This window comes from Frankia canadensis (assembly GCF_900197875.1).
Classification (GTDB): Bacteria; Actinomycetota; Actinomycetes; order Frankiales; family Frankiaceae; genus Frankia; species Frankia canadensis.
Genome location: NZ_FZMO01000139.1, coordinates 1 through 9,968 on the forward strand (window position 1 = coordinate 1; position 9,968 = coordinate 9,968).

A 9,968-nucleotide genomic window follows, 5' to 3' on the forward strand; every position below is an offset into this window, starting at 1 on the left:
CCGCCTGCAGGTGCGCCCACTCGTGCGCCGCGGTCCAGCTGCTGAAGGAGCCGAGGTACTCGCCGTCGTAGTCGTAGACATGGCAGGGCCGTAGGCCCACGTGTCGGTCCGCCACCATCACAGCCAGCCCTTCGGGGTCGGGAAAGCCTGTCATGATCATATTGTTGCGCGGGCCGGAAACTCCCACGGTCGAATGCGCTGGTACCACGCCCAGGGGTGACACTTCGCCATAGGTTACGGGTAGGCCACGGGGACGGCAGGCCAGTCGGCCGCCGGACCACCGTGATCCTGGCGTCAGGTGATGATCGGCACGTTGCGCTGGCGCGGTGGCACGCCGGTGCCGCCGGCGGCGCGGCCGTGGCGCCAGGCGTCGGCGACGATCTGGTCGATGCCCGAGCGCGGCGAGCTCCAGCCCAGCTCCGTGCGGATGCGCTGGCTGTCGCCGACGAGCGCCTTCGGTTCGGCGACGGGCGGGCAGTGCACGCGACGTACCGGATGCCCGCTGATCCGGCCGACGGCGGCGAGCACGTCGATCACGCTCACCCCGGTGCCGCTGCCCACGTTGTAGACCGAGCAGCGGCCCGGCCCGGCCACCTCCAGGGCCATCCGGTAGGCCGTCGCCATGTCCCCGACGTGGACGTACTCACGCAGCGCCTGCCCGTCCCCGTTGACGCGGAAGACCTCGGTCCGCCCGCTGGCCACGGCGATCGCCGCCGGGATGATCCGGCTGTCGTCGTGGTCGAACCGGCCCTCGACGGCCCCGGCGACGTTGAACGAGCGCAGGATCACGGCGCCGATCAGGCCGGTGCCGGCCTGGTGGGCCAGCAGCCGCTCGGCGGCGAGCTTGGAGGCGCCGTAGGGGTTCGACGGGTCCGGTCGGCGGCTCTCCGGCACGCCGGTGAGGTCGATGTCGCCGTAGACGGCGCAGCTGGAGCCGAACACGAAGGCCGGCGCGACACCGGTGCGCTCGGTACCGACCTCGAGGGCGGCCAGCAGGTTCGCCGTGCCGGTGAGGTTGGCCTGGAAGTAGCGCAGCGGGGCGGTCCGCGACTCCCGCACCCGGGTGAGGGCGGCCAGGTGGCACACCCCGTCGAAGCCGCGCTCCACCCCGGCGGCGGTCAGCGTCGGCGGGTCGAGCAGGTCCGCGACCACGACCTTGACGCCCGGCGCGAAGGCCGAGGCGCCGCGGTCGCGGACCATCGCCGTCACGGCGTGCCCGGCGGCAGCGAGCGCGTCCGCGACCACGCTGCCGATGAACCCGGAGGCGCCGGTGACGAGTACGCGCATGTGCCGGGTCAGGACGCCATCCGTGCGCGGAGCCCTGGGAGCAGGGTCTCCCGGTGGCGCCAGGCGAGTTCGAGGCAGGCCGCGGCGGACGGTGCGATGGGTTCGGTGTCGACGAGCCGGCGCAGGGCGGTGTGGGTGAACGGAATGCCCTCCGTCACCAGCCGGCCCGGGCCGACGGTCACGACGGAGCCCTCGGTGTTGCTCTGCACCATGCCGCCGAACATCTTGTCGAAGGCGTCGGCGTCGATGACCACGACGGTGAGTATCTCGCCGAACAACGTCAGGGCGTCGACACCGACGCCGAAGTACGACACCCGCATCGAGCCGGCCCGGCGGGCCTGCTCGAAGGACTGGAACGGTTCGTCCGCCTCGTAGTCGATCGGGCTGGACGAACTGCCGTCGTGCTCCGGGTTGCCAAGCAGCTCCTCGCTGAGCTCACGGGCGATGTTGTGCCACAGGTCGAAGTCGGCGGCGTGGTGCACGGAGGTGATGCCGGACGGCTGGAAGACGCCCGCCGGGATCACGTGGTACACCCCGCCGGCGGTCGCCACCGAGCCGGCGCTGCGCCGGTGCAGGAAGAAGCTCGCCGTGCCGCCGCGGTCGTGCCGGATCGTCAGCGTGTTGATGGACGGCAGCGCGACCCGCCGGCCGAAGTCGAACGGATCGCCGATCCGCGCCCGGAACGGCAGCGCGGGCCACGACAGTCCCGAACCGGCCATCGCGGCCGCGGCCTCGTGCGCGACCGTCTCGCACACGTCGACCGCGTCGAAGTAGGTCGTGTGGCCGAAGTCCAGCGCCGGGCGGTTGCCGGCGGACGCGGCGGCCGTGCCGTCGCCGCCGATGTCCAGCAGCCGGAAGCTCAGCCGGTTCTCGAACAGGGTCGGCCGGTCGAGGTCACGCATCGCCCGGGTGTAGCGCTGGTAGCGGTTCTGCGGGCTGCCGCCGCCGAGCAGCGGGCGGCTGCCGGCGGTCTCCGGCTCGTCGCCCCTGATCATCGGCGGCTCGACGTCGTCGCGCCAGGCGAGGGCGACGTCGTCGATGTCCACCGGGCGGTCCCAGACCCAGCCGGGACGGGCCAGCAGGCCGCTGCCGAGCCGGTCGGTCTCCGGGTAGAGCCGCACGGCGGCGCGGGCCAGGCTGATCCGGTGGTGGTTGAGGTGGTCCCTGGTCAGCCGCCAGGTGCGCTGGCTGGCCGCGACCTGCTCAGCCGCGGGGCTGCGGGGGGCGCTGTCGCGGCGGCGGTCCGCCATCGCTCCCGGCGCGAGACCCACGTCCTCGGGGGACAGCGACAGGTTGCGGGCAATGTGGCGCAGCGTCGAGATGTCATGGATGGCGCGCCGACCGCTCTCGACCTTCGACACATAGGACTGATCAAAGCCCAGCCGGTCGGCTAGTTGCTGCTGTGTCAGTCCGTGCGCCTGCCGGTACGCCCTCAGGAGCTGGCCGACGCCGACGCTGGCTGGAGTGGCCCGCGGCGGCGTCCAGAGCCAGGTGTGACCAGTCACCTGCTGTCCTCTCGTCCGACAATCGTGTTACGCGAAGTGAGCATAACGAGTCGGGCATCTTGGAGCGCAGTGACACAAATCGACTGCTCCGTCCGGAGGCTGCCTGGTGGCGTCCTGCAACATCTTCGGTGCCTTGCGTTATGCGGCGGTGGTCCCGACTTCCCGGCCTTCACTGGTTCGGCAGCCCGTCAGAAAGATCAAGAATGATCACTATGACGATGGCGACGAGTATCCAGCGGAAGATGCCGATTCGATGCCAGATGTCCATCGCGATACTCCGCCCCGCACGGCGGCCGAGTACGAGCAGCGCGAGCAACGCGCCGCCCACCACGATGATGAAGATGCCGGCATTGCTGTGGTCCACGGAGAAGACCATCGCATAGCGCTGTGAAGCGACTGACGGAGTCCCGTCGTATTGCGGTCGCCGGCGGACGGGCCGCGCCCACGCCCCCGCGTGCCCGTCCCGCGCGGCGGCGGCGATCGCGAGCGTCGTCACGTGGAGGTGCTCCCGGATGTCGGTGGCGTGGGCGGCGCGAGGCCGCGGCGGGTGTGAGGGACATCATGCGGGATCCCCCCCGTCCCACCGCCGGACCAACACGCGCCCGGCATGGTGAACCCCACCTCACCGGTCACCCGCGTCCTCGTCTTCGGCGCGCATCTCGCCTGGGTCGTCCCTACTCTGTTCCGGATGTCCACGGCACTTATGACCGATCACTATGAGTTGACCATGCTGCGGGCGGCGCTGCGTTCCGGCGCCGCGCACCGACGCGTGGTCTTCGAGGTCTTCACCCGCGCCCTGCCGCCCGGGCGGCGCTTCGGCGTGTTCGCCGGGACCGGCCGGCTGCTCGCCGCGCTGGCCGACTTCCGCTTCGGACCGGACGAGATCGGCGCGCTGCTCGCGGCCGGAACCGTCGACGACGCCACCGCAGCGTGGCTGGCGGACTACCGCTTCCGCGGCGAGATCAGCGCGTTCGCCGAGGGCGAGCCGTTCTTCGCGGGGGCGCCGGTGCTCGTCGTCGAGGGCACCTTCGCCGAGTCGGTGCTGCTGGAGACGCTGGTCCTGTCAATCCTCAACCACGACAGCGCGATCGCCGCCGCCGCCGCGCGGATGGTCGCCGCCGCCGGCGAACGGCCCTGCATCGAGATGGGCACCCGGCGTACCCACGAGGCCGCGGCCATCGCCGCCGCGCGCGCCGCCTACCTCGCCGGCTTCACCGCGAGTTCCAATCTGGCCGCCGCCCGGGCGTACGCGGTGCCCAGCGTCGGCACCAGCGCCCACGCCTTCACCCTCGTGCATCCCAGCGAGGCCGACGCGTTCGCCGCCCAGGTCGCCGCCCTGGGCGCGGACACCACCCTGCTCGTGGACACCTACGACGTCACCGCCGGCATCGCGGCGGCCGTGGCCGCGGCGGGCCCGCAGCTCGGTGCCATCCGCATCGACAGCGGCGACCTCGGCGCCCTCGCCCTCGCCGGCCGCGCCCAGCTCGACGCCCTCGGCGCCACCGACACCCGGATCATCGCCACCGGCGACCTCGACGAACACGCCGTCGCCCGGCTCGCGGGCGCGCCCGTGGACGGCTACGGGATCGGTACCAGCCTGGTCACCGGGTCCGGAGCGCCCACCGCCGGCTTCGTCTACAAGCTCGTCGCGGTCGACGGCGAGCCCGTCGCGAAGCGCTCGGTGGGCAAGGGGACCCGGGGCGGTCGCAAGCGTGTCCTGCGCCGGCACGACCCCGCCGGCCGTGCCGTCGCCGACGTCGTCCTGCCCGCCGGCGTTCCCGGCGACCCGCATCCCGCCCGCGTGGAGGGCGGTGCGTCCCGTGACCGCGAGCTGCTCGTACGGGTCATGACCGGTGGTGAGCTGGCCGACGAGGGCCTGATCGGCCCGGCCGGCACCCGGCGGGCCCGCGAGCATCACGCCCTGGCCCTCGCCACCCTCGGCCCGGCCGCCCGCGACGTGCGCTTCGGCCAGCCCTGCCTCCCCGTGGTCCACGCCGCCCGGCCCTGACCCGCGCCCCCCGGCCCTCCCGGCCGGGGGAGGTCGCTCGTGCCGCGGTGGGAAGGGTGGCCAGACTGGAGGGGTGCCGCCCGCCTCACCGCCGGACCCGGCCCGGGTTTCCCGCGACGCCGATGCCGTCGGCGACCGCGGCCGTCGTCACGGTTCCGCCACCGTCACGCCGCCCGCGGTCGCCGTGAGCGTCGACCTCGTGCTGCTGACCCTGCGCGCCGGGCGGCTGTGCGTGCTGCTGATCCAGCGGGCGCGGCGGCCCGCCGACTGGGCGCTGCCCGGCGGCTTCGTCGACGGCGACGAGGACCTCGACGCCTCGGCCGCCCGCCGCCTCGTCGACGCCACCGGCGTGACCGGCACCGGCCATCTGGAGCAGCTGCGCACGTACGGCGGCCAGCGCCGCGAACCGCTCACCTGCGGGGTCAGCGTCGCCTACCTGGCGCTGCTGCCCAACCTGCCGCAGCCCCCGCCGCGGCCGGCGCGTCGCCCGGACGGGCACTGGTGGCCGGTGGAGGAGCTGGCGGCGCCCGGCGGCCCGATCCTGGCGGTCGACCACCGGCGGATCGTCATCGACGGGGTCGAGCGGGCCCGGGCGAAGCTCGAGTACACCCCGCTGGCCGCCGCGTTCTGCGAGGACGAGTTCACCCTGGCCGACCTGCGCCGCGTCTACGAGGCGGCCTGGGGCGTCGGGCTCGACGCACCGAACTTCCGCCGCAAGGTGCTCTCGACGCCGGGGTTCGTGGTCCCGGTGGGCCGGCGTACCTCGCCGCGCGGGGGTGGGCGGCCCGCCGAGCTGTACCGGCGCGGGATGGCGACGGCGCTGCATCCGCCGCTGCTGCGCCGGTCCGTCTGAGGGCCCGCGGGGTCCGACGGGTCGCCGACGCGGGCCTGGCGGCGGGTCGGGGCGTGGGAAACGCGTAACAATAGACCCCGTGTCTGTCACCGCCGTGTCGCCTCTCGACGTCGAGGAGGTTGACGAGTCCGTCGACGACGATCGGCCGTGGGTCGCGATCGTCTGGAACGATCCGGTCAACCTCATGACCTATGTGACGTACGTCTTCCAGAAGCTGTTCGGCTACAGCTGGGACCGGGCGCACGAGCTGATGCTCGACGTCCACCACAAGGGCCGCGCGTCGGTCGCCACCGGTACCCGGGAGGAGATGGAGGCCGACGCGGAGCGCCTGCATGCCTACGGGCTGTGGGCGACCATCGCCCAGGACTGAGCCTCCACCGCGGCCGCCCGGCCGCCCGCCCGGCACACTCACGCGGAACAATGGGCGGCCAACGGATGGTCTCCAGTTCATCTGCCTGATCTGGTGGTTGGGGCCGGCGCCGGTCGGTGATTCCACCGCAGGTGCACGGGTGGGCTATTCCGGATGGCCGTCCCGGGCGGCACGCAGGCCAGACCGGCCTGAGGTCGCACGGAAGGCCGAAAACAGCTCGTTGAATGGTTGGAACAATGCTCGCGGGGGATTTCGGAACGGCGTCCGGGCGCCGATTCCGGGCGACCCGGGCGGGGGGCGCGGGATTTCCGGCCGGTGGGCGCCGGCCGGCGCCCCGAATTCGGCGGCCGGGCCGGGGTTTTCCGGTCGCCGGGCCGGGGCGGGCGACACGGCGTGCCGGTCGCGATGCGGGCGGTCGCGGTCGGCTCATGACTGGTTGGCCTCCGTGGGCGGACGATCCGCCGGGTTCCGGGTAGTTCAGCTGAGCTACCCCGTTCGGGGTAGTGGCTGGTGCGACGCCGGTGCGCGGTAGCCCGTTCGGAGGAGACCCGCCGCCGCGACGGCCGGGATCGGCCGGCGCGGCGCGGCCGAACGCCACGCAGCGTCACCATCGGCGGCTCCGGGGTGCCGACGGCTGCACTAGGCTGGCAGCTGCCGTCCCCCGCGGTACCGATGTCCTCCGAGGTGTCAGATGTCCTCCGAGGAGCCGGGGCCGCACATCCGGGCACGGCGAGGCGCGCAGCGACGGAGGACGCGAGGACGTGACCGCTGACGGTTTCCGGCGGACCCGAGCCGGGATCGAGCTGCGGCTGACCGAGCCGGTGGCGGCCCTGCTGTCCGAGCTCGTCAGCCACATCGAGGCGATGCTCGAACCGCCGCCGGTGGACGACCCGCTGGAGGCCCTGGTGGGCCTGCGCGACACCGCGCCCCCGCCGCCGGACGATCCGGCGCTCGCCCGGCTGCTGCCCGACCCGTACCCCGAGGACCCGATGGCCTCCGGGGACTTCCGGCGCCGGCGCACCGACGACCTGCTCGCCCGCAAGCGGACCGCGGCCCGCCGGGTGCTGGCCGCGATCCCCGGGCCGGGGCAGGCGCTCGTCCTCGACGAGGACGCCGCGCAGGACTGGCTGACCACCCTGAACGACGTCCGGCTCGTGCTCGGGACCCAGCTCGAGCTCACTGACGACGACTCGGCCGTGGAGCTGGCGCAGCTCGACCCGGACGACCCGCGCCGGCCGATGGCGGCCGTGTACGACTACCTCACCGTGCTGCTCGACGATCTGCTGCGCGCCCTGGTCTAGCCCGCCCGCGCCCAGAGCGCCCAGACCAGCCCGTCGGCGACGTACGGTGTGCCTGTGCTGCGTATCGACCGCGCCTGCTACGAGGCGATCGTCGCCCATGCCCGGCGTGACCATCCCGACGAGGCGTGTGGCGTCGTCACGGGGCCGGTGGGCTCGGACCGGCCGGAGCGGTTCATCCCGATGGAGAACGCCGAGCGCTCGCCCACGTTCTACCGCTTCGACCCGATGGAACAGCTGCGGGTGTGGCGGGAGATGGACGACCGGGACGAGGAGCCCGTGGTGATCTACCATTCGCACACCGCGACCGAGGCGTACCCGTCGCGCACCGACATCTCCCTGGCGGCCGAGCCCGGCGCCCACTACGTGCTGGCGTCGACCCGGGAGCCCGACAGCACCGAGTTCCGGTCCTTCCGGATCGCCGACGGCCAGGTCACCGAGGAACCGGTGGAAATCGTCTGAGCCCCGGCGGCGTTGGGGATGGGTCGGGAGCGCGGACGGACCGCGCGGGCCGATCGGGGGACAGCCGCCGCATCCGGCGGGCATTCTGACCCTGCGGGCCTCCGCCTGCCGTATCACCACCGCCCAGCCGGGCGGCGCCTCGGTCGAGCCCGACCGCGGGCACTCGCGAAAGGAGCATCATGGCAGTCCAGGTCCGTGTGCCGACGATCCTGCGTACTTACACGGGAGGGGCGAAGCTGGTCGAGGGCACGGGCGACACGCTCGCCGCGCTCTTCCTCGACCTCGACTCCCGCCACAGTGGGCTGCGCGGCCGGCTGGTGGCGGGCGACGAGGGTGCCGAGCTGCACCGCTTCGTCAACATCTACATCAACGACGAGGACGTGCGCTTCCTCGGCGGCCTCGACGCCAAGCTCGGTGACGGCGACGAGGTGACGATCCTGCCGGCGGTCGCCGGGGGTGGCGTCGACGCCCTGCCCGTGCCGTCCTCCCGTCCGGGCCACCGGCGGATCTGACGCGAGCGGCAGGTCCGACACATGCGATTCGACTCGCTGGCCGACTCGGTCGGCCGGACCCCGCTCGTCGGGCTGCCGCGCCTGTCCCCGTCGCCGGAGGTCCGGCTGTGGGCGAAGCTCGAGCAGGACAACCCGACCGGGTCGATCAAGGACCGGGCGGCGCTGTGGATGATCGCCGACGGTGAGAAGCGCGGGCTGCTCACCCCCGGGGCGACCGTCCTCGAGCCGACCTCCGGCAACACGGGCATCTCACTGGCGATGGCCTGCCGGCAGAAGGGCTACCGGCTGATCTGCGTGATGCCGGAGAACACCTCCGTCGAGCGCCGGCAGCTGCTGCAGATGTGGGGCGCCGAGATCCGGTTCTCGCCGGCCGCCGGCGGCTCGAACGAGGCGGTCGCCGTCGCCAAGCGCCTCGCCGCCGAAAACCCGGACTGGGTCATGCTCTACCAGTACGGCAACCCGGCGAACGCCCAGGCGCACTACGAGACGACCGGCCCGGAGATCCTCGCCGACCTGCCCGGCATCACCCACTTCGTCGCCGGCCTCGGCACCACCGGCACGCTGATGGGTACCGGCCGCTACCTCAGGGAGCACGTGCCGGGGATCACGATCGTCGCCGCCGAGCCGCGCTATGGCGAGCTCGTCTACGGGCTGCGCAACATCGACGAGGGCTTCGTGCCCGAGCTGTATGACGCCTCCGTGCTCACCTCGCGCTACTCGGTCGGCCCGCGGGAGGCGCTGCGGCGCACCCGCGAGCTGGTCCAGGAGGAGGGCATCTTCGCCGGCATCTCCACCGGGGCGATCCTGCACGCCGCCCTCGGCCAGGCCGAGCGGGCGGTCCGCGAGGGCCAGCGAGCCGACATCGCGCTCATCGTCGCCGACGGCGGCTGGAAGTACCTGTCCACCGGCGCCTACGCCGGCACCCTCGAGGAGGCCGAGGCCGCCCTCGAAGGCCAGCTCTGGGCGTGAGCGCCGCGGTCCCGCGGGACCGCGGCGCCCCGCCGTCAGTCGCGGCGCCGCCCCAGGATCGGTGAGCCTCAGTCGGCGAGGACCTGGGCGATGACGGTGGTGAGGTCGCGGAAGGCGCGGCCGCGGTGGCTGATGGCGTCCTTCTCGGCGGCGGTGAGCTCGGCGTTGGTGCGGGTCTGGCCGTCGGCGAGGAACAGCGGGTCGTAGCCGAAGCCGTGGTCGCCCCGGGGCTCGGTGAGCAGGACACCGCGCAGCTCGCCGTGCGCGACCCGCTCGACGCCGCCGGGGGTGACCAGGGCGGCGGCGCAGACGAACGCGGCGCCGCGCCGCGCTGGCGGGACGTCGTCGAGCTGGGCGAGCAGCAGGGCGTTGTTCGCCTCGTCCCGCTCGACCCGGGTGCCGTCGCGGCGGCCGGACCAGCGGGCGGAGCGCACGCCGGGCATCCCGGACAGCTCGTCGACGGTGAGGCCGGAGTCGTCGGCCACGGCGGGCAGGCCGGTCAGCTCGGCCGCCGCCCGCGCCTTGATCAGGGCGTTCTCGGCGAAGGTGGTGCCGGTCTCGGCGACCTCCTCGCCGTCAGGCAGGCCGATGAGCTCCACGTCGAGGCCGCTCGCGACCAGGATGCGCCGAAGCTCCACGAGCTTGGCCTCGTTGCGGCTGGCCAACACGATCTTCGTCGTCATCGGGGGCGGGTCCCGTCGGGG

Annotated in this window: 11 protein-coding genes; 7 read left to right on the forward strand and 4 right to left on the reverse strand. The window is 73.4% G+C overall.

The window, feature by feature from the left end; all coding sequences use genetic code 11:
• Positions 1-294: 294 nt before the first annotated feature.
• From C1A33_RS13500 to C1A33_RS36570, 3 genes are all read right to left on the reverse strand, one after another.
• Positions 295-1,287, reverse strand: a complete 993-nt coding sequence (locus C1A33_RS13500; protein WP_101831869.1) for an NAD-dependent epimerase/dehydratase family protein — start codon at positions 1,285-1,287, stop codon at positions 295-297.
• Positions 1,288-1,295: 8 nt separating this feature from the next.
• Positions 1,296-2,792, reverse strand: a complete 1,497-nt coding sequence (locus tag C1A33_RS13505) for a helix-turn-helix domain-containing protein (protein WP_101831870.1) — start codon at positions 2,790-2,792, stop codon at positions 1,296-1,298.
• A 169-nt stretch (positions 2,793-2,961) separates the two neighbouring features.
• Positions 2,962-3,288: a hypothetical protein gene (locus C1A33_RS36570; protein ID WP_243407514.1), complete on the reverse strand. Its 327-nt coding sequence runs from the start codon at positions 3,286-3,288 to the stop codon at positions 2,962-2,964.
• A gap of 111 nt (positions 3,289-3,399) precedes the next feature.
• Between C1A33_RS36570 and C1A33_RS13515 the strand changes: the two genes are divergently transcribed.
• The 7 genes from C1A33_RS13515 (at position 3,400) to C1A33_RS13545 (ending at position 9,264) form a co-directional block, all read left to right on the forward strand.
• Entirely contained in the window at positions 3,400-4,800 is a 1,401-nt protein-coding gene (locus C1A33_RS13515) for a nicotinate phosphoribosyltransferase (protein WP_480014360.1), read from the forward strand.
• Positions 4,801-4,984: 184 nt separating this feature from the next.
• Complete coding sequence (locus C1A33_RS13520; protein WP_243407515.1) at positions 4,985-5,653, forward strand: NUDIX hydrolase; 669 nt, start codon at positions 4,985-4,987, stop codon at positions 5,651-5,653.
• A 79-nt stretch (positions 5,654-5,732) separates the two neighbouring features.
• On the forward strand, positions 5,733-6,023 hold the full coding sequence (gene clpS, locus C1A33_RS13525; RefSeq protein ID WP_101831872.1) for an ATP-dependent Clp protease adapter ClpS: 291 nt from the start codon (positions 5,733-5,735) through the stop codon (positions 6,021-6,023).
• Between the two features lie 761 nt (positions 6,024-6,784).
• Positions 6,785-7,324, forward strand: coding sequence for a DUF2017 domain-containing protein (locus C1A33_RS13530; RefSeq protein WP_101831873.1), 540 nt, complete (start codon positions 6,785-6,787; stop codon positions 7,322-7,324).
• A gap of 54 nt (positions 7,325-7,378) precedes the next feature.
• Complete coding sequence (locus C1A33_RS13535) at positions 7,379-7,783, forward strand: M67 family metallopeptidase (RefSeq protein ID WP_101831874.1); 405 nt, start codon at positions 7,379-7,381, stop codon at positions 7,781-7,783.
• Between the two features lie 179 nt (positions 7,784-7,962).
• Complete coding sequence (locus tag C1A33_RS13540; RefSeq protein ID WP_101831875.1) at positions 7,963-8,295, forward strand: MoaD/ThiS family protein; 333 nt, start codon at positions 7,963-7,965, stop codon at positions 8,293-8,295.
• A gap of 21 nt (positions 8,296-8,316) precedes the next feature.
• On the forward strand, positions 8,317-9,264 hold the full coding sequence (locus tag C1A33_RS13545; RefSeq protein ID WP_101831876.1) for a PLP-dependent cysteine synthase family protein: 948 nt from the start codon (positions 8,317-8,319) through the stop codon (positions 9,262-9,264).
• Positions 9,265-9,332: 68 nt separating this feature from the next.
• Here C1A33_RS13545 and rdgB read toward each other — a convergent pair whose 3' ends face one another.
• On the reverse strand, positions 9,333-9,947 hold the full coding sequence (gene rdgB / locus C1A33_RS13550; RefSeq protein WP_101831877.1) for an RdgB/HAM1 family non-canonical purine NTP pyrophosphatase: 615 nt from the start codon (positions 9,945-9,947) through the stop codon (positions 9,333-9,335).
• Positions 9,948-9,968: the final 21 nt, after the last annotated feature.

Excerpts from the sequence above, each read along its gene's own strand:
- C1A33_RS13500 (WP_101831869.1), bottom strand. The coding sequence starts at position 1,287 with ATGCGCGTACTCGTCACCGGCGCCTCCGGGTTCATCGGCAGCGTGGTC.
- C1A33_RS13545 (WP_101831876.1), top strand. The coding sequence starts at position 8,317 with ATGCGATTCGACTCGCTGGCCGACTCGGTCGGCCGGACCCCGCTCGTC.
- rdgB (WP_101831877.1), bottom strand. The coding sequence starts at position 9,947 with ATGACGACGAAGATCGTGTTGGCCAGCCGCAACGAGGCCAAGCTCGTG.
- C1A33_RS13515 (WP_480014360.1), top strand. The coding sequence starts at position 3,400 with ATGGTGAACCCCACCTCACCGGTCACCCGCGTCCTCGTCTTCGGCGCG.
- C1A33_RS13540 (WP_101831875.1), top strand. The coding sequence starts at position 7,963 with ATGGCAGTCCAGGTCCGTGTGCCGACGATCCTGCGTACTTACACGGGA.